The 19,102-nt window shown below is 63.8% G+C and carries 16 protein-coding genes; 12 read left to right on the top strand and 4 right to left on the bottom strand.

The features are described from left to right. The first annotated feature begins 12 nt into the window (after nt 1-12). The 3 genes from EC912_RS02370 (at nt 13) to agaR (ending at nt 3,005) form a co-directional block, all read left to right on the top strand. Nucleotides 13-930: a class I fructose-bisphosphate aldolase gene (locus EC912_RS02370; RefSeq protein WP_132141527.1), complete on the top strand. Its 918-nt coding sequence runs from the start codon at nt 13-15 to the stop codon at nt 928-930. A 96-nt stretch (nt 931-1,026) separates the two neighbouring features. After that, the gene (locus tag EC912_RS02365) at nt 1,027-2,208 is read left to right on the top strand and encodes an amidohydrolase family protein (protein WP_132141526.1); all 1,182 of its coding nucleotides are present in this window, start codon (nt 1,027-1,029) and stop codon (nt 2,206-2,208) included. Further along, complete coding sequence (agaR, locus tag EC912_RS02360) at nt 2,205-3,005, top strand: transcriptional repressor AgaR (RefSeq protein ID WP_132141525.1); 801 nt, start codon at nt 2,205-2,207, stop codon at nt 3,003-3,005. Before EC912_RS02365 ends, agaR begins: the two co-directional genes overlap by 4 nt. 177 nt (nt 3,006-3,182) lie before the next feature. Here agaR and cysK read toward each other — a convergent pair whose 3' ends face one another. Continuing rightward, nucleotides 3,183-4,124 carry a cysteine synthase A gene (cysK, locus tag EC912_RS02355; RefSeq protein ID WP_132141524.1) on the bottom strand — a complete coding sequence of 314 codons (942 nt, stop codon included), beginning with the start codon at nt 4,122-4,124 and terminating at the stop codon, nt 3,183-3,185. An 87-nt stretch (nt 4,125-4,211) separates the two neighbouring features. On the opposite strand from cysK, the gene EC912_RS02350 reads away from it, so the two are divergent. The 8 genes from EC912_RS02350 (at nt 4,212) to pilH (ending at nt 13,998) form a co-directional block, all read left to right on the top strand. Then, complete coding sequence (locus tag EC912_RS02350; protein WP_132141523.1) at nt 4,212-5,405, top strand: cupin domain-containing protein; 1,194 nt, start codon at nt 4,212-4,214, stop codon at nt 5,403-5,405. Beyond that, nucleotides 5,402-5,896, top strand: a complete 495-nt coding sequence (locus EC912_RS02345) for a hypothetical protein (protein WP_132141522.1) — start codon at nt 5,402-5,404, stop codon at nt 5,894-5,896. The genes EC912_RS02350 and EC912_RS02345 overlap by 4 nt, the downstream gene beginning before the upstream one ends. Before the next feature lie 118 nt (nt 5,897-6,014). Continuing rightward, nucleotides 6,015-8,861 (top strand): 2-oxoglutarate dehydrogenase E1 component, encoded by a 2,847-nt coding sequence (locus EC912_RS02340; protein WP_132141521.1) that lies wholly within the window; start codon nt 6,015-6,017, stop codon nt 8,859-8,861. Between the two features lie 7 nt (nt 8,862-8,868). After that, a complete protein-coding gene (gene odhB, locus EC912_RS02335) occupies nt 8,869-10,074 on the top strand; it encodes a 2-oxoglutarate dehydrogenase complex dihydrolipoyllysine-residue succinyltransferase (RefSeq protein WP_132141520.1) in 1,206 nt (401 codons plus the stop codon). Nucleotides 10,075-10,179: 105 nt separating this feature from the next. After that, on the top strand, nt 10,180-11,604 hold the full coding sequence (gene lpdA, locus EC912_RS02330; protein WP_132141519.1) for a dihydrolipoyl dehydrogenase: 1,425 nt from the start codon (nt 10,180-10,182) through the stop codon (nt 11,602-11,604). Nucleotides 11,605-11,674: 70 nt separating this feature from the next. Further along, nucleotides 11,675-12,271, top strand: a complete 597-nt coding sequence (locus EC912_RS02325) for a TIGR00730 family Rossman fold protein (RefSeq protein WP_132141518.1) — start codon at nt 11,675-11,677, stop codon at nt 12,269-12,271. 174 nt (nt 12,272-12,445) lie between these two features. Next, complete coding sequence (locus tag EC912_RS02320; protein WP_132141517.1) at nt 12,446-13,438, top strand: oxidoreductase; 993 nt, start codon at nt 12,446-12,448, stop codon at nt 13,436-13,438. Between the two features lie 194 nt (nt 13,439-13,632). After that, nucleotides 13,633-13,998 carry a twitching motility response regulator PilH gene (gene pilH, locus EC912_RS02315; protein WP_132141516.1) on the top strand — a complete coding sequence of 122 codons (366 nt, stop codon included), beginning with the start codon at nt 13,633-13,635 and terminating at the stop codon, nt 13,996-13,998. Nucleotides 13,999-14,047: 49 nt separating this feature from the next. On the opposite strand, the gene EC912_RS02310 is transcribed toward pilH, so the two are convergent. Next, nucleotides 14,048-14,971, bottom strand: a complete 924-nt coding sequence (locus EC912_RS02310) for a DnaJ C-terminal domain-containing protein (RefSeq protein WP_132141515.1) — start codon at nt 14,969-14,971, stop codon at nt 14,048-14,050. A gap of 93 nt (nt 14,972-15,064) precedes the next feature. Beyond that, the gene (locus tag EC912_RS02305; protein WP_132141514.1) at nt 15,065-15,517 is read right to left on the bottom strand and encodes an Hsp20/alpha crystallin family protein; all 453 of its coding nucleotides are present in this window, start codon (nt 15,515-15,517) and stop codon (nt 15,065-15,067) included. A 167-nt stretch (nt 15,518-15,684) separates the two neighbouring features. Between EC912_RS02305 and EC912_RS02300 the strand changes: the two genes are divergently transcribed. After that, nucleotides 15,685-16,167: a peroxiredoxin gene (locus EC912_RS02300; RefSeq protein WP_132141513.1), complete on the top strand. Its 483-nt coding sequence runs from the start codon at nt 15,685-15,687 to the stop codon at nt 16,165-16,167. A gap of 227 nt (nt 16,168-16,394) precedes the next feature. Here EC912_RS02300 and gyrA read toward each other — a convergent pair whose 3' ends face one another. Next, entirely contained in the window at nt 16,395-19,013 is a 2,619-nt protein-coding gene (gene gyrA / locus EC912_RS02295) for a DNA gyrase subunit A (protein ID WP_132141512.1), read from the bottom strand. Between the last annotated feature and the right edge of the window lie 89 nt (nt 19,014-19,102).

Genomic DNA, 19,102 nt, shown 5'->3' with positions numbered 1-19,102 from the left:
AGGGTATTCGAAATGAAACGAAATGCACAACCCCTCGGACACGCACCATCCCTTCTGAGCGGTCTTTCGCTTTCCCACGGCAAGCGCACCCGCCTTCACCGGATGCTTTACCGGCACGGGCCGGCAAACGGCACGCTGTTGGTACTGCCCCTAGACCAGGGGCTGGAACACGGCCCGACCGACTTCTTCCCTAACCCGCCCGCGCTGGATCCGGACTATCAGTTCCGCCTCGCCGAGGCCGGCGGTTTCTCCGCGATCGCGCTCGGTGTCGGTCTGGCCGAGAAGTACATGGGCGAGTACTGCGGGCGCGTGCCGCTGATCCTCAAGCTCAATGGCAAGACCAATATTCCCGACGACGGCGACGCGACGTCGCCACTGTTCGCGTCCGTCGAAGACGCCGTGCGCCTCGGGGCCGACGCTGCCGGTTACACGTTCTACGTCGGCTCGCCGCGACAGCACGACGAACTGCGCCAGTTCGAAAAAGTGCGCCAGGACTGCGAACGCTTCGGCATGCCGCTGGTCGTGTGGTCCTACCCACGCGGCGCGGGCATCGATGCCAAGGGCGGCAAGAACACGTTATTCGCGCAGGACTATGCCGCGCGCGTCGCACTGGAACTGGGCGCCGATCTGGTCAAGCTGCACGAGCCGGACGACAGCGTCGCCGGCGTACCCGCTCCGTACGATTCGCTGAAAGAAGATGCCGCGACGCGTAGCGCACGGGTGGTTCGTTCGGCCGGCCGCACCATGGTGCTGTTCTCTGGCGGCGTGAAGGACGACGACGACGCGGCGGTGCTGCGCAAGGTCGAGTTCTACATGCAGGCCGGCGCCACCGGCGTGATGTTCGGACGAAACATGTGGCTGCGGCCGTTCGATCAGGCCGTCGCGCTTACCCGCGCGGTTCACGAGATCATGGCGCGCTATCCGCGCTGAGCGCAGCGCATGCACGAGGCAGGTCGAGGTAAGCCAATGATCCATACGCGCCGGCGCGAACCACACGCAAAGCCTCCGCGACTGCGCGGATGTCACATGGCCGGATTCTGTTGCGCGCCGCCTCTCGGCGCGCCGCGCAGAAACCAGCTCAGCACCGCGCCCGATACGGAGAAGGCGTCATTGCCGCTGAGCGACTTCCGGCCGCGCAGCATGTTGCACCTGCCGGCGACACGCGTAGAACGCCCGCGCTTCCCCGTCATCGACATGCATACGCACCTGACCTGGACGCGCGACGTGCGCAACGGCGTATCGGTCGGCGAAGACATCGACGTGTTCGCCACGCCCGATGCCTTGCTTCCGGTCATGGACCGCAAGGGTGTGAAAACCCTGGTCAACCTGACCGGTGGCACCGGAGCGGGGCTGGAATCGGCGATAGCGCAGTTCGACCATGCCGCGCCCGGCCGCTTCCTGACATTGACGGAGCCGTCGTTCGGCCTCTTCGCCGAGCCGGACTATCCGCAGCACCAGGCCGAGGCGATCGACCACGCGCATCGCGTCGGTGCGCGCGGGCTGAAACTGCTGAAAACGTTGGGCCTCTATCTTCGGGAAGGCGTCGACGAAGGCGAACTGGTGACGGTGGACGACGCTCGTTTCGATCCCATGTGGGAAGCCTGCGCGGGATACGACATGCCGGTCTTCCTGCACATATCCGACCCGGAGGCGTTCTTCCTTCCCGCCGACGCGACCAACGAACGCTACGAAGAACTTGCGCAGCATCCCGACTGGTCGTTCTACGGACCGCAGTTCCCGGGCAATGCCGAACTGCTGGCGGCACGCGACCGCATGATAGCCCGCCATCCGCGCACCACCTTCGCGCTGATGCATGTGGGCAACCACGCGGAACATCTTGCCGAAGTGGCACGCACGCTGGACCGCTTTCCCAACACCATGGTCGACATCAGTGCCCGTATCGGCGAGCTCGGCCGCCAGCCCCGTGCGGCGCAGGCGTTCTTCGACCGTTACCAGGACCGGATCATGTTCGGCACGGACGCCGTGCCGGCGCCGTGGGGCAACGAGGTGCCGCAGCAGCTTTTCTGCGACGAGCTGTATGAGATCTACTATCGCTTCCTGGAAACCGACGACGAATACTTCGACTACGCGCCGGCCGACGTACCGCCACAAGGCCGTTGGTCGATCTACGGACTGAAGCTTTCCGATACGATACTGCGCAAGATCTATCACGATAACGCCGCACGCCTGCTGGGGATCGCCACATGAATCGGACGGCCGGGATAGCCGGGCAAAAATTGCTGGTCGAGGAACGACGCCGGCTGATCGTGGATTTCGTCGAGCAGTACGGTCGTGGCACGGTGGAAGAACTCGCCAGCCGCTTCGGCATCTCCTCGGTGACCATCCGCAACGATCTCGAAGCGCTGTCGCGTACCGGCAGCCTCGTGCGCTCGCACGGCGGCGCCATTCCGGCCTCGTCGCTGTCCGTGGACATTCCGCTCAATATCAAGGAAACCCGTCACCTCGCACAGAAGCAACGCATCGGCCAGGCGGCGGCAAAACTGATCGGCGACGGCGAGACGATCATCCTGGATTCGGGTACGACGACGGTGGAGATCGCGCGCTGCATCCGGCACATGAAATTCGAGTCGCTGACTGTCGTGACCAACGCGCTCAATATCGCCCTCGAACTTTCCGGTTTACCGAACGTGCGCGTGATGATGCTGGGTGGCCTGTTGCGCCCGACGTCGTACTCGCTGGTCGGACCCGACGCGGAACAGGCGCTGTCGCGACTGTCGGCCGACAAGCTGTTCCTCGGCGTGGACGGACTCGACCCGGAGGTCGGCGTCACCACGCCCGATCCGCTCGAAGCGTCTCTCAATGCCCTGATGATCCGTATTTCGCGAGTCACGATTGCCGTGCTGGACGCCTCGAAGCTGGGTCAACGCAGCCTGTCGGTCATCGCGCCGCTCGCGCAGATCGACATGGTGATTACCGATAGCAGCGTCGGGGCGGATATGCGCGAAGCGTTGCAGGCGGGCGGGCCTGAGTTGGTGGTGGTCTGACGGGTGTCCGCCGTGTCGCTTGCCATGGACCGGGGCTGCGGATTCCGGCGTTCACCGGAATGACGTAGAGGGAATATAAATTCCCTCGAACCACCTCCCCCTCACCGTCATTCCGGCGAACGCCGGAATCCGCAGCGACCACATAAGGACGAGCCCTGCGCGAACAGGGCCCGTCTCTCACTCGATCTCGTCGGACCCTTCGTTCACCCCCTCGAACAGGAACGTCGACAGATACCGCTCCCCCGTATCGGGCAACATCGCCAGCAGCACCGCCCCCTGCTCCGCCGTCTTCGCGACTTCCAGCGCCGCGGCCAGCGTCGCACCCGCCGAAATACCTACGAAGATGCCTTCCTTCTGCGCCAGCGCACGCGCCGTATCGCGGGCCGTCACATCGTCGACCGGAAAGATCTTGTCGGCGATATCGCGATTGAGCACGGCGGGAACGAAGTCCGGCGTCCAGCCCTGGATCTTGTGCGGCTGCCACTCGGCCCCTGAAAGCAGCGCGGCACCGGCCGGCTCGCTGGCGATGATCTTCACCTCGGGACGGGCGACCTTCAGCACCTCGCCCACACCGGTCAACGTGCCGCCCGTGCCCCAGCCCGTCACGAAGTAGTCGAGCCGTCGACCAGCGAAATCGCGAAGGATCTCCGGCGCCGTCGTATTGCGGTGATAGGCGGGATTGGCCGGATTCTCGAACTGCCGCGCCAGGAACCAGCCGTGTTTTTCCGACAGTTCCAGCGCCTTCTTCACCATGCCCGAGCCACGGGCCGCGGCCGGCGTCAGCACGACCTTGCCGCCATACCCACGGATCAGCTTGCGACGTTCGATCGAGAAGGTTTCGCTCATCACCGCCACGAACGGATAACCGCGCGCCGCGCATACGGCAGCCAGGGCCACGCCGGTATTGCCCGACGTAGCCTCGACGACGGTCTGCCCGGGCTTCAGCGTGCCGCGCTGCTCGGCATCCAGGATGATCGCCAGCGCCAGCCGGTCCTTGACCGATCCGGCCGGATTGAACGATTCGACCTTTACATAGATATGAATGCCCTTGGGGGCCAGTCGGTGCAGGCGGACGACGGGCGTATTGCCGATGGTGTCGAGAATGCTGTCGTAGATCATGGTGGGAAACTCCGGACGGCCGTATGGACGGCCCATGATGCACCGCAACGGTGAGGATGACGACCGCTTCGGAGGCTACAATAGGGAATGGCCATTTCTAATCCCTCCCGCAAGTCCCTCCCCATCGAAGTACGCGGTAGCGCGAAGCAGCCGCTGGGCATGAGCTCCACGCAGTTCCTGCGCGACTATTGGCAGAAACGCCCGCTACTTATCCGCAATGCCTTCCCCGATTTCGAGCCGCCGATCGAACCGAACGATCTGGCCGGCCTGGCTTGCGAGGAAGCGGCACTGGCCCGGCTGATCTTTCACGACGAAAAACGCGATCGCTGGACGGTGAAAACGGGACCGTTCGAGGAAGAGGAATTCGGCAAGACACCGAAAAGCAACTGGACCCTGCTGGTCCAGGACGTCGACAAGTGGGACGCCGACGTGGCGGCGCTACTGGGCACGTTCGACTTCCTGCCGAGCTGGCGCGTCGACGACATCATGGTCTCTTATGCCGAAGACGGCGGCGGCGTGGGCGCCCATGTCGACCAGTACGACGTATTCCTGTTGCAGGGCATCGGGCAGCGTCACTGGGCCATCAGCGACGACCCGGACGCTCCGCTGGATTTCCGCAACGACGTCGAACTGAAACAGCTTCAGGTCTTCGAGCCCACGCACGAATGGCTGCTGGAGCCGGGCGACATGCTTTACATCCCGCCGGGCGTCCCGCACGACGGCGTGGCGATCGGCAACTGCATGACGCTGTCGGTCGGCATGCGCGCACCGTCGCAGGCCGAACTGACCGGCGATCTGGCCGACTTCCTCGCCGAACGCATGCCCGAAGAATTGCGCTATACGGACCCGGACCTCAGCCCCGCGAAGCATGCCGGCGAAATCGACGTGGCGGCGATCAACCGCATCCGCCAGGCCCTGCCCTTCGCCGCGGCACTGGACCGCGACCTGCTGGCGGACTGGTTCGCCCGGTTCATTACCCGTTACCGCAATGCCCAGAACGCCTCGGCACCGCCGAAGGCGTCGACCCGGGCGGCATTCGACAAGGCGCTGGATGCCGGCGCACGTGTGCTGCGGCATCCATGGGCCCGTCTCGCGTGGGTACGTCAGCGCAAGGGCGCCACACTATATGTAAGTGGCCACGCCTACCCCTGCTCGTCCGACCTGGCCGAACGGCTGTGCCGCGAGCGAAGCCTCGACCATGTAAAGGCGGCGGATCGCGAGCTGGTCCTGACCTTGATCAACGATGGCCACCTCGCCATCCAGAAGGGTCGCCGTCGGTGAGCCCCGCGGACGATGCCGTGCTGGCGGCCGGGGATCGGGCGAGTCTCGACCTCGCCCACCAGCGGCTTCTGGATCGGACCCGGCATCGTCTGTGTATTTATCTGCCCATACTCGAGGGCGGCGTGCTCGAAAGCGAGGCCATCCTGACCTCGGTACGCCGGATCGCCACCAGCGGTCGACGGGCATCCATCCGCATTCTGACCCATGACGCCGTGCGCGCCCTGCGCGAATCGCACCGGCTGATCCTGCTCGCCCAGCGCCTTCCTTCGGCCATCGCCATCCGGGTGCCGACCGAGGAAGCCGATCTGCGTTACCCGTCCGCCTTCGTCACCGACAACGCCAGTGGCTTTCTGTTCAGGCCACTGGCCTCCCGGTACGAAGCCCGCGGACACCTCGACGCCCTCGGTGAAGCCTCGCATTTGCAGGGTTATTTCGACGAAGTGTGGGAGCGCTCGGAAGCCGCGTGGGAAATAAGACCACTTGGTATCTAGGAACGAGATAGAAGTTGGCGCGACGCAGCAACGGGGAGCTATAATTAACGGATTCTTTGCCGTCATCCGTGTGCCTCGATGGTCGGCGAGCCATTTCCCCGTGTGTGCCGGTGGTGACGTGAGCGCAAATTTGATCCGCGAGTTTTCCGAATCCTCCCAGCTCGCCGGCGGTAACGCCGACTACGTCGAGCAGATTTACGAGTCCTGGCTGGCAGATGCCGTCTCGGTCCCCACCGAATGGGACTCGTATTTCAAATCGTTCAAGGGCCGCGAGGCCGGCGACGTCCCCCACTCGGATGCCATCGCCCGTATCGAAGCCGCGCAGCGCCAGCGCCGCACGGCGACCGTCGTCGCCGCTCCCGGCAACGACGCATACGCCCAGAAACAGGCCGGCGTGCTGCGCCTGCTCACCGCTTATCGCTCGCGCGGCCATCTCGCCGCCGACCTCGATCCCCTCGGTCTGACCGTTCCTTCGGTCGACGCCCCGGATCTGGGCCTCGCGTTCCATGGCCTCAGCGAAGCGGATTTCGACACCGAATTCGACGCCGGCACCTTCGCCGGCGGCGGTCAGCGCATGAAGCTGCGCGACCTGCTCACACGCCTGAAAAAGATCTACACCGGCACCGTCGGCGCCGAGTTCATGTACATCAGCGACCACGACCAGCGCCGCTGGATCTACTCGCGCCTCGAGAAAGCCAGCGGCAATCCGGGTCTCGACAAGAAGGAAAAGGTCCGCGTCCTCGAAGCGCTGACCGCGGCCGAAGGCCTCGAGCGCTACCTGCACACCAAGTACGTCGGCCAGAAGCGCTTCTCGCTGGAAGGCGGCGACAGCCTGATTCCCATGGTCGACGACATCGTCCGTGCGGGCGGCGACAACGGTGTCAAGGAACTCGTGATCGGCATGGCCCATCGTGGCCGCCTGAACGTGCTGGTGAACATCCTCGGCAAGCCGCCAGGCCAGCTGTTCAACGAGTTCGAAGGCAAGTTCGAGCACGTCGACGACGCCATCCACTCGGGCGACGTGAAGTACCACATGGGCTTCTCGGCCGACGTCAAAACGCCCAACGGCGGTGTGCACGTCGCGCTGGCGTTCAATCCGTCGCATCTGGAAATCGTCAATCCGGTGGTCGCGGGCTCGGTACATGCGCGCCAGTGCCGTCGCGGCGACACCGCGCACGACAAGTCCATCGCCATCCTCATCCACGGCGACGCGGCTTTCGCGGGCCAGGGCGTCGGCATGGAACTGATGCAGATGTCGCAGGCGCGCGGTTTCGCCATCGGCGGCACGCTGCACCTCGTCGTCAACAACCAGGTCGGCTTCACGACGTCCAAGCCCGACGACGCGCGGTCGACGCTGTACTGCACCGATCTGGCGAAGATGGTCAACGCGCCGGTCTTCCACGTGAACGGCGACGATCCGGAAGCCGTCATCCAGGTCACGCGTCTGGCCTATGAATTCCGCAAGGAATTCAAGAAAGACGTCGTGGTCGACCTCGTCTGCTACCGCCGCCACGGCCATAACGAAGCCGACGAGCCGGCGGCAACGCAGCCGCTGATGTACCAGATCATCCGCAAGCGGCCGACCACCCGCGACCTTTACGCCCAGCGTCTGGTCAAGGAATCGGCCATCGGTGCCGACGACGGCCAGAAGATGCTCGACGACTACCGCGCACGCCTCGAAAAGGGCGAGCCGCTGATTGCGATCAATCCGAATCCGACGCGCGACATCCCGGTCGACTGGACCCGCTTCCAGAAGAACAAGCTGTCGATGGTCGTCGACACGGGCGTGCCCCGTGCGGAACTGTCGAAGCTGCTCGACGTCATCCTCGACGTGCCGTCCGACGTCACGCTGCATCCGCGCGTCGCGAAAATCTACGACGACCGTCGCAAGATGGCAGCCGGCGAACTGCCGGGCGACTGGGGCTTCGCCGAGAACCTCGCGTACGCCACGCTACTGAAGGAAGGCAACGACCTGCGTCTGGTCGGCCAGGACTCCGGCCGCGGCACGTTCTTCCATCGCCACGCCGTCCTGCACGACCAGAACACCGACAACACGTACATGCCGTTGTCGAAGGTCCGTCCGGATGCGCGCGTCGAAATCGTCGACTCGCTGCTCAGCGAAGAAGCCGTCATGGCGTTCGAGTACGGCGAATCCACGACCTCGCCCGATCAGCTCAACATCTGGGAAGGCCAGTTCGGCGACTTCGCCAACGGTGCCCAGGTCGTCATCGACCAGTTCATCAGCTCCGGCGAAGCCAAGTGGGATCGCCTCTGCGGTCTGACGCTGTTCCTGCCGCACGGCTACGAAGGCCAGGGTCCCGAGCATTCCTCGGCACGCCTCGAGCGCTTCCTCCAGCTGTGCGCGGTCGACAACATGCAGGTCTGCGTGCCGACCACGCCGGCGCAGGCTTTCCACATGATCCGTCGTCAGCAGGTGCGCCCGGTGCGCAAGCCGCTGATCGTCATGACGCCAAAATCGCTGCTCCGTCACAAGATGGCGGTGTCCTCGCTGGACGAACTGGCGAAGGGCCGGTTCCAGCTGGTCATCCCCGAGCATCGCGAACTGGCCGCCAAGAAGGTCAAGCGCGTGGTGTTCTGTTCGGGCAAGGTCTATTACGACCTGCTCGAGGAAGCGACGAAGCGCGAAATCAACGACGTCGCCATCGTGCGTGTCGAACAGCTGTATCCGTTCCCGCGCGACGAAGTCACGGCCGAACTGGACAAGTACACCTCCGCCAAGGAAGTGATCTGGTGCCAGGAAGAACCGATGAACCAGGGCGCATGGTTCCAGATCCGTCACCACCTGCAGGCCTGCATCGGCGCCAAGCACAGCCTCTCGTACGCGGGACGCGCGCGCTCCGCCGCACCGGCCGCAGGTCATCTCAATTCCCATGTCGCCGAACAGGCGGCGCTCGTCGAGCAGGCGCTCGCGGCGCCCGTCGGCACCGATCACGCAGCGGAGTAAGACAAGCATGTCCATCGAAGTCAAAGTCCCGGTCTTGCCCGAGTCCGTCTCCGACGCTCTTATCGCCACGTGGCACAAGAAAGCCGGCGACGCGGTCAAGCGCGACGAGAACCTCCTCGACCTCGAGACCGATAAGGTCGTGCTCGAAGTACCCTCGCCCGTCGACGGCGTGCTGAAGGAAATCAAGTTCGCCGAAGGCTCCACCGTCACCAGCGCGCAGGTCATCGCGGTGATCGAGGAAGGTGCCGTTGCCGCCGCTCCGGCCGCGGCGGAAGCCAAGCCGGCCGCGGCCGCCGCGCCGAAGGCCGACGCCAAATCCGCTCCGGCGGGCGTCGACGAACTGTCCCCGGCCGGCCGTCGCGTCGCCACCGAGGAAGGCATCGACCCGTCGAAGGTCGCCGGTACGGGCCGCGATGGCCGCGTGACCAAGGAAGACCTCGTCAATTACGGCAAGTCCGGTGGCACCGCCGCTCCGGCAGCAGCCGCTCCGGCCGCCAAGCCGACGCCGGGTTCGCGTCCGGAAGAGCGCGTGCCGATGACGCGTATCCGTACGCGCATCGCCGAGCGCCTGATGCAGTCGAAGAACTCGATCGCGATGCTGACCTCGTTCAACGAGGTGAACCTCGCCGAAGTCGTCAAGCTCCGCAAGAGCCTGGGCGAGCAGTTCGAAAAGGCCAACGGCGTGAAGCTCGGTTTCATGAGCTTCTTCGTGAAGGCCGCTACCGAAGCGCTGAAGCGCTACCCGGTGGTCAACGCCTCGGTCGACGGCAGCGACATCATCTATCACGGCTACCAGGACATCTCGATCGCCGTGTCGACCGAAAAGGGTCTGGTGACGCCGGTGCTGCGCGACGTGCAGGACATGAGCTTCGCCGATGTCGAGAAGGGCATCATCGGTTACGCCAAGAAGGCCCGTGACGGCAAGCTCGGTCTGGACGACCTCCAGGGCGGCACGTTCACCATCACCAACGGCGGCACCTTCGGTTCGCTGCTGTCCACGCCCATCGTGAACCCGCCTCAGAGCGCCATCCTCGGCATGCACACGATCAAGGAGCGCCCGGTGGTCGAGAACGGCCAGATCGTCGCCGCGCCGATGATGTACATCGCGCTCAGCTACGATCACCGCATCATCGACGGCCGCGACGCCGTGCTGTTCCTGGTGGACATCAAGAACCAGCTGGAAAACCCGCAGCGGATGCTCCTAGGCCTGTAAGGCTCCCGGCACCCCCGAAACGGGAGTCGACAACGACTCCCGTTTTGGTATCCCGACCCCATATATCCCGGTATTCCCCCATACCGCGCTTCATTCGGAGTGATCATGAGCGACACATTCGACGTCATCGTCATCGGTGCGGGCCCCGCGGGCTACGTGGCAGCGATCCGCGCCGCGCAGCTGGGCCTCAAGACCGCCGTGGTCGACGCCTTCGTCGGCAAGGACGGCAAGCAGGCGCTTGGCGGCACCTGCCTCAACATCGGCTGCATTCCGTCCAAGGCGCTGCTGGATTCGTCCAAGCAGTTCCACAACCTGACGCACAACTTCGCGTCGCACGGCATCACCGCCGAGAACCCGAAGATCGACATCCCGACCTTCGTGGGTCGCAAGGACAAGATCGTCAAGCAGTTCACCGGCGGTGTCTCGCTGCTGTTCAAGGCGAACAAGGTCACCTCGTTCTTCGGCAAGGGCAAGCTGCTTAAGGGTAACCAAGTCGAGATCACCGGTAACGACGGCACGAAGCAGACCATCGCCGCGACCAACGTCATCCTGGCTTCCGGCTCCGTGCCCATCGAACTGCCGTTCGCGAAGTTCGACGGCAAGCACATCGTCGACAACGCCGGTGCGCTCGATTTCACCGATGTTCCGAAGCGCCTCGGCGTGATCGGCGCGGGCGTGATCGGTCTCGAACTCGGCAGCGTCTGGAAGCGCCTGGGTTCGGACGTCACCATCATCGAAGCGCTGCCGGAATTCCTGGCGGTCGCCGATGCCGACGTCGCCAAGGCCGCCGCGCGCGAGTTCGCCAAGCAGGGCCTGACCATCAAGCTCAATGCCAAGCTCAGCAAGGCCGAGGTCAAGGGCGACGAAGTCCACCTCACGTACAACGACAAGGACGGCGACCATAACCTCGTCGTCGACAAGCTGCTGGTCGCCGTGGGCCGCCGTGCCTACACCGACGGCCTGCTGGCCGCCGATACGGGCGTGAAGATCGACGAACGCGGCCGCATCGTGGTCGACGAGCATTGCCACACGGGTGTCGACGGCGTCTGGGCAATCGGCGATGCCGTGCGCGGCCCGATGCTCGCGCACAAGGGTTCCGAAGAAGGCGTGGCGGTTGCCGAGCTCATCGCCGGCAAGCCGGGTCACGTCAATCTCGACCTCGTTCCCTGGGTCATCTACACCGAGCCGGAAATTTCCTGGGTCGGCAAGACAGAGAAGCAGCTCAAGGACGAAGGCGTACCGTACAAGACGGGTTCCTTCCCGTTCGCCGCCAACGGCCGTGCCGTCGCGATGAACGAAGGCGTAGGCCTGGTGAAGATCATTGCCCATGCCGAAACGGATCGCATCCTCGGTGTGCACATGGTCGGTCCGGTCGTTTCCGAACTGATCCACGAAGCCGTCGTCGCGATGGAGTTCAAGGGTTCGTCGGAAGACCTCGCCCGCATCGTCCACGCGCACCCGGCCCTGTCGGAAGTCGTGCACGAGGCCGCACTCGCGGTCGACAAGCGCGCCATCCACAAGAGCAACTGATAGCAGCGTTCGCGATACCGAGCCCGCTCATGCCCTGCATGGGCGGGCTCTTCTTTTTACGGAGTTACCCATGCACGACATCAAATCCCTTTGCGTGTACTGCGGCTCGAACAGCGGTACGCATCCCGAGTACGCGGAGAAGGCCGCCGCCTTCGGCAAGCGTCTTGCCGATGAGGGCATCGCCCTTGTGTATGGCGGCGGCAAGGTCGGCCTCATGGGCATCGTCGCCGACTCGGTGCTCGCCGCGGGCGGCCGCGTTATCGGCGTGATTCCTCGGCAACTGGTCGAAAAGGAAGTCGCGCACAAGGGGCTTTCCGAGCTGCATGTTGTCGAGACGATGCACCAGCGCAAGACGCGCATGTACGAACTGTCCCAGGCCTTCGTCGCCCTGCCCGGCGGCTTCGGCACGATGGACGAGATGTTCGAGATGCTCACCTGGGCGCAACTCGGCCTGCATGCCTACCCTTGTGCGTTCCTCGACGTGCGCGGTTTCTATTCGCAACTGTCCGCCAGCATGGATCACATGGTGGCCGAAGGTTTCGTACGCGCGGAACAGCGCGACGGCGTATGGTTCGGCCAGGACATCGATGCGCTGTTCGACTGGATGAAGCACTACGAGTCGGGCTATACGCCGAAGTGGATCAATGAGAAAACCGTAAAGGCGTGATCGCTTGCTGTCTGCAGGAGCCCGCTTGCGGGCGAAAGCCAACGTAGCCGCGTGGCATCCGCAGCCAGACCATCGGGCTCGCGGATGTAAGCATCCGTCTTCACCGCCCTGTTGGCTCTCGCCCGCAAGCGGGCTCCTGCAAGTTTCGCCATGACCCAGCATGAGGATTTGTCCATGACCTCCCTCAAAGCCTTCCGCATCCACCAGGACGACACCGGCTACCGCAGCGGACTCGAAACCATGGACACCGACGCGCTCAGTGCCGGCGAAGTGCTGGTCAAGGTCGAATGGTCGTCGGTGAATTACAAGGATGCACTCGCGGGCACCGGCAAGGGCAAAATCCTCCGGCGCTTTCCGCTCAACGGCGGCATCGACGTCGCGGGTACGGTCGTAGCCTCGACGGCGGCCAGCTTTCGCGAAGGCGACAAGGTCCTGTGCACCGGCAGCGGTTTGTCCGAGACGCGCGACGGCGGCTATGGCGAATACGTCCGCCTGCCGGCCGAATGGACGATTCCCCTGCCCGCCGGCCTCACCGCACGCGAAGCCATGATCCTCGGTACGGCTGGCTTCACGGCCGCTCTGTCGCTGCTGCGCATGCTCGATAACAGGCAGTCGCCCGGGCACGGCCCGATCGCCGTCACGGGCGCCACGGGTGGCGTGGGCATGCTGGCGATCGATATCTTCACCCGCGCTGGCTTCACCGTGCATGCGATCAGCGGCAAAGCCGATCGTTTCGATACATTGCGCACCGTGGGTGCCGCCGAATGCATCGACCGTCACTCCCTGAGCTTCAGCGGCAAGCCGATGGACTCGGCGCGGTTCGGCGGCGCGCTCGACAATGTCGGCGGCGGCATGCTCGCAGGACTGCTGCCGCTGATCGCGCCTTATGGCAACGTCGCTATCTGCGGTCTGGCGGGAAGTCCGGAGCTGCCGACCACCGTCATGCCCTTCATCATTCGCGGAGTGAGCCTGCTCGGCATCGCTTCGGCGGGTACGTCGCGGGATCTGCGCGACGAGATCTGGCGCAGGCTCGCCAGCGACTGGAAACCCGCGCATCTGGCGACGATATGCACGCGCGAAATCGATCTGCCCACGCTTCCGTCCGTCTTCGATACGATGCTGAAGGGCGAATCGTTCGGCCGCACGGTCGTACGCATCGCCGATTGAGGCACGCAAGTACTTGCCTGTGCACGCATTCGACGCTTAACCATTGATGTACGAGCATGTAACAGTAGAATGACCGTTCGCAGGGGTGCCGCTCCCCGTCGGGACGTGACGTTCCGGGGAACGGCACTGCAGAAGACGTCACCGATCTCGGGTGGCGTCAGAGAATAACTAACGGGTTCAACCCGGGGGAAAGTATGGCGCGTATCCTGATCGTCGACGATTCGCCGTCGCAGCTGCTTGGAATCAAGCGCATCGTCGAGAAACTGGGACATGAGGCCGTTACGGCCGAAGACGGCGCCGCAGGTGTCGAAGCGGCAAAACGCGAGCTTCCCGACCTGATCCTGATGGACGTGGTGATGCCGAACTTGAACGGCTTCCAGGCCACCCGCACGATCAGCAAGGAACCCACCACCGCGCACATCCCCATCGTGCTGGTCACCACGAAGGATCAGGATACCGACAAGGTCTGGGGGCTCCGCCAGGGAGCCAAGGCGTATGTCGTGAAGCCCATCAAGGAAGAAGAGCTGATTCGTACGCTCAAGGAACTGCTGCCCGCCTGACCGGGGCAGCTACGGGAGCCGGCCATCCGGCCAGGCTCCCGTTCCCGCGTCAACGACGCGGATCGAAGTCGGGAAATGCGTCCTTCAGCTCTTCGAACGCCGCTTTCTCTTCATGCGTGTCGGCCACCGGCACGCGGATTTCCAGCACCACGATCTGATCGCCCGGCTCCGAACCCGGCATACCGCGCCCCTTCAGACGCAGTTTGCGGCCCGACTGCGAGCCTGCCGGAATACGCAGGTCGACATGCCCGCCCAGCGTCGGCACGGGCACCGAGGCGCCCAATGCCGCTTCCCAGGGCGAGATCGGCAGCGTATGCAGCACCGTCCGGCCTTCCAGGCGGAAGCGTGCGTCGTCGCGGATACCCACTTCCAGCAACAGGTCGCCCGAAGGGCCGCCACCGGAACCGGCATGTCCCTGGCCGGCCAGACGAATCACCTGCCCGGCCTGAATACCCGCGGGAATCTTCACCTCGAGCACGCGCTCGCCGCCGGCCGAATCGTTCAGCACAAGGCGGGTCTTGCCGCCGTGATAAGCGGTATGCAGGTCCGTATCGATACGGGCCTGAATGTCCCGGCCACGACGGGCATGGGACTGCGCCTGTCCACGCGCGCCAGCGGCACGACCGCCGAACAGGCTTTCGAAGAAATCGCTGAAATCCCCACCACCCCCGCCGCCACCCATATTGCCGAAATCGAAACCCTGGCCCTGCTGCTGGCCCCAGCCCGGCGGCGGCCGGAACTGCTCGCCGGAACGATAGCCGCCGGCGCGGACCTGATCGTAGGCGCTACGCTTCTCGGGGTCCTTCAGAACCTCGTTCGCCTCGTTGATCGTCTTGAACTTCTCTTCCGCCCCGGCTTCCTTGTTCTTGTCGGGGTGATATTTGCGCGCAAGCTTGCGGTAGGCCGCCTTGATCTCGGCGTCCGTCGCCTCGGGCTTTACCCCCAGCGCATCGTAATAATCCTTGAACTCCACAGGCTCTCCCGGGCTTGTGTCACAACCATGGAAACAGAAATACCCGCGGCGAACTCGCATTCGCCGCGGGTCAGGTCATCCAAGATAAGGCATTCAGCCCGCGGCGTTAATGGAAATCCGACGCGGCGTGGTTTCGGCCTTCTTGGGAATGACGATTTCGAGCACGCCATGCTTGCCCGTAGCGGTAATTCCATCGGCATCGGCGCTGTCCGGCAGCGCGAAACGACGATGGAACTGGCCATGCGCACGCTCGGCGCGGCTGTACTTGCCGGCATCCGCCTCAGTAGCGACCTTACGCTCGCCCTTGATGGTGAGGACACCCTTGTCCATCTGGATTTCGATATCGGACGGATCGACGCCAGGGATATCGGCCAGGATAAGGAAGCGCTGGGCCTCTTCACGAATGTCGACGCGTGGCACCCACTGGCTGTTCGCCGTGCTCGCCGGTGCCTTCTCCTCCTGTCCGAAGAAGCGATCGAACACCTGGCGAATATCGCCCGGCAGGACCTGAGCGTGGCGCCATGAAGTCGAATGAAGCTGGCTCATCGTATTGTCTCCAAAAGGTTTTCGGTCCCATGACCGTCTGGGGAAGAAGATTGGACCGGCGTGCCGCGATTCAAGGGCCGCCCTCGCGGGAGACGGAGCCGGTTGTCTTTCCTTCAGTCACATAGCGCGCCTACACTGCCCGCTATCCCTCATCCGAGCATCCCACCATGACGATCCAGACTGGCGACCGCATCCCCGACGCTGTGCTCAATACGTTCGACGACGGCGTGAAGCCGGTTTCGACGAAAGAGCTTTTCGAAGGCCGCAAGGTGGTTCTGTTCGCGGTACCCGGCGCGTTCACACCCACGTGTTCCAACAAGCATTTGCCCGGTTATGTAAACCACATCGAAGACTTCCGCGCACTCGGTGTCGACGTGCTTTGTTTTTCGGTCAACGATGCATTCGTGATGCACGCATGGGGCGAATCCCAGGGCGTACCGGCGGATCTGAAGATGCTCGCCGACGGCAATGCCGAATTTACCAAGGCACTTGGCCTCGAGCTCGATGGCAGCGCGCATGGCATGGGCATTCGTGCGAAGCGCTTCGCGCTTTATGCCGAAGATGGCGTAGTGAAGGTATTGCACGTCGAAGCACCGGGCGAATTTCGCGTATCCACCGCCAAGTCGATGCTGGAAGCGATCAAGGCCTGATCGCGCTGCGCCCCCTGTAGGAGCCCGCTTGCGGGCGAAAGCCAACGGAGCGGCGAAGATGTGCGTGACATCCATAGCCCGTAGATCGGGCTCGCGGAGGCGAGCATCCGTCTTCCTCGCCCTGTTGGCTTTCGCCCGCAAGCGAGCTCCTACAAAAAAATGTACGCACAAAACGAAGGGCCCGGCATTCGCATGCCGGGCCCTTCGCGCTCCCACAGTGTCGCGTGTTATTCCTGGGGCTCGTCGTTCACCGGACCGCTTTCCTGCGGCGGCATGTCGACCGTGCCTTCGTCGCCAGCCACTTCCACGTCGACTTCGACTTCCTCGTCCGCTTCCAGACGCACGACGCTTACCAGCGTCTCGTCCTTCGGCAGACGGATCAGCGTCACGCCCTGCGTGTTGCGGCCCAGCTGCGATATCTCGGCGACACGCGTACGTACCAGCGTGCCCTGATCGGAAATCAGCATCACTTCCTGTGTTTCGCTGACCTGCGCCGCGGCGACAAGCTTACCGTTGCGCTCGGAGCACTGGATGGCCTTGACGCCCTGCGTGCCGCGACCTTTCTTCGGGAATTCCTCGAGCACTGTGCGCTTGCCGTAACCGCGTGCCGTCGCCGTGAGGATGTCGCCCTCGGCGGCCACGATCAACGAGACCACCTCGGCATCCTCACCCAGACGCATACCGCGCACGCCGGTGGCCGTACGGCCCATCGAACGGACGGTGTCTTCGTCGAAGCGAACCGATTTGCCGTTCGATGCGAACAGCAGCACGTCGCTCTTGCCGTCGGTCAGCGCGACGTTGACCAGCGCATCGCCTTCGTCGAGGTTGATGGCGATCTTGCCCTTCTGCAGCTGGAACGCGAACTCCGTCAGCGGCGTCTTTTTCACCGTACCGCGGCGCGTCGCGAAGAACACGAAGCTATCCGCGGTGTACTCGCGAACCGGCAGCACCGCCTGCACCTTCTCGCCCTCGGTCAGCGGCAACAGGTTGACGATGGGCTTGCCGCGCGCGCCCGGACCGGCTTCGGGCATCTGGTAGACCTTCAGCCAGTACACACGGCCCGTGCTGGTGAACGTGAGCAGCGTGTCGTGCGTATTCACGACCCAAAGCTGTTCGACGACGTCCTCGTCCTTCAGTGCCGACGCCGAACGACCCTTGCCGCCACGCTTCTGCGCGCGATAAAGGCTGGCCGGCTGACGCTTGATGTAACCCGTATGCGACAGCGTGACCACGACGTCTTCCGGCGCGATCAGGTCGAGTACGTTGAGATCTTCCTGCGAATGCTGGATCTCGGTGCGACGCGCATCGCCGTAGTCGGTGCGGATCTGTTCCAGCTCTTCGCGAATCACTTCCAGCAGACGCGAAGGATTCTCCAGGATGTCGATCAGGCCGCGAATCGTCTCGAGGATCTGGCGGTACTCGTCGGAAAGACGATCCTGTTCCAGACCGGTGAGGCGATGCAGGCGCATGGCGAGGATTTCGAGCGCCTGCACCTCGGAAAGCTGATAGCCGTCCGGATGCAGACCGTCACGCGGATCCATCTCTTCCGGACGCGACGATTCCGCGCCCGTGGCCGACAGCAACGCACTGACCAGACCCGGATCCCAGCGACGCTGCGTCATGCGCTCGCGCGCTTCCGCCGGCGATGCCGAGGTCTTGATCAGTTCGATCATCTCGTCGATGTTGGCGAGCGCGACGGTCAGGCCTTCGAGGATGTGCGCACGCGCACGTGCCTTGCGCAGTTCGAAGATCGTGCGACGCGTGACCACTTCGCGACGATGGCGAATGAACGCCGTGAGGATGTCCTTCAGGTTCAGCAGACGCGGCTGGCCGTCGAGCAACGCCACCATGTTGATGCCGAAGGTGACCTGCAACTGGGTCTGCTGGAACAGGTTGTTCAGTACGACGTCGCCCATCGAATCGCGACGGATCTCGATAACGACGCGCATACCGTCCTTGTCGGACTCGTCGCGCAGCTCGCTGATGCCTTCGAGCTTCTTTTCCTTCACCAGCTCGGCGATCTTTTCGATCAGGCGAGCCTTGTTCACCTGGTACGGAAGCTCGTGGACGATGATCGTCTCGCGCCCATTGGCTTCGGTTTCGATCTCGGCGCGCGCGCGGACCAGAATGCGGCCGCGACCCGTGCGATACGCTTCGATGATGCCCGAGGAACCGTTGATGATGCCGGCGGTCGGGAAATCCGGACCCGGGATATGGGTCATCAGTTCATCGATGCCCAGCGTCGGCTCATCGATGAGCGCGAGCGTGGCGTTAATGACCTCGGTCATATTGTGCGGCGGAATGTTCGTCGCCATGCCGACGGCGATACCGGACGAACCGTTGACGAGCAGGGTCGGCACGCGGGTGGGCAGCACCAGCGGCTCGTATTCGCTTTCGTCGTAGTTGGGGCCGAAGTCGACGGTTTCCTTGTCGATATCCGCCATCAACTCATGCGTGAGGCGCGCCATGCGCACCTCGGTGTATCGCATCGCAGCGGCGTTGTCGCCGTCGACCGAACCGAAGTTACCCTGGCCGTCGACCAGCATGTAGCGCAGCGAGAACGGCTGGGCCATGCGGACGATGGTGTCGTAAACGGAAGCGTCGCCGTGTGGATGGTATTTACCGATGACGTCACCGACGACGCGCGCCGATTTCTTGTACGGCTTGTTCCAGGCGTTGCCGAGCTCGCTCATCGCGAACAATACGCGTCGATGCACCGGCTTCAGACCGTCGCGCACATCGGGTAGTGCGCGTCCCACGATCACGCTCATGGCGTAGTCGAGGTAGCTCTGGCGCATCTCATCTTCGATGTTGACGCGGATGATTTCTTTGGCGAGTTCTGCCATCAATCGGCTTCCCTTAAGTCCATGAATGACCCCCCGGGCCACGCGGATCGCGTGATCTGTCGGACGGGTCCACGCAAGCGTTCGATAGT

The organism is Luteibacter rhizovicinus (assembly GCF_004342265.1).
GTDB classification, from domain to species: Bacteria; Pseudomonadota; Gammaproteobacteria; order Xanthomonadales; family Rhodanobacteraceae; genus Luteibacter; species Luteibacter rhizovicinus_B.
This window is presented reverse-complemented; position numbering and strand designations above follow the sequence as displayed.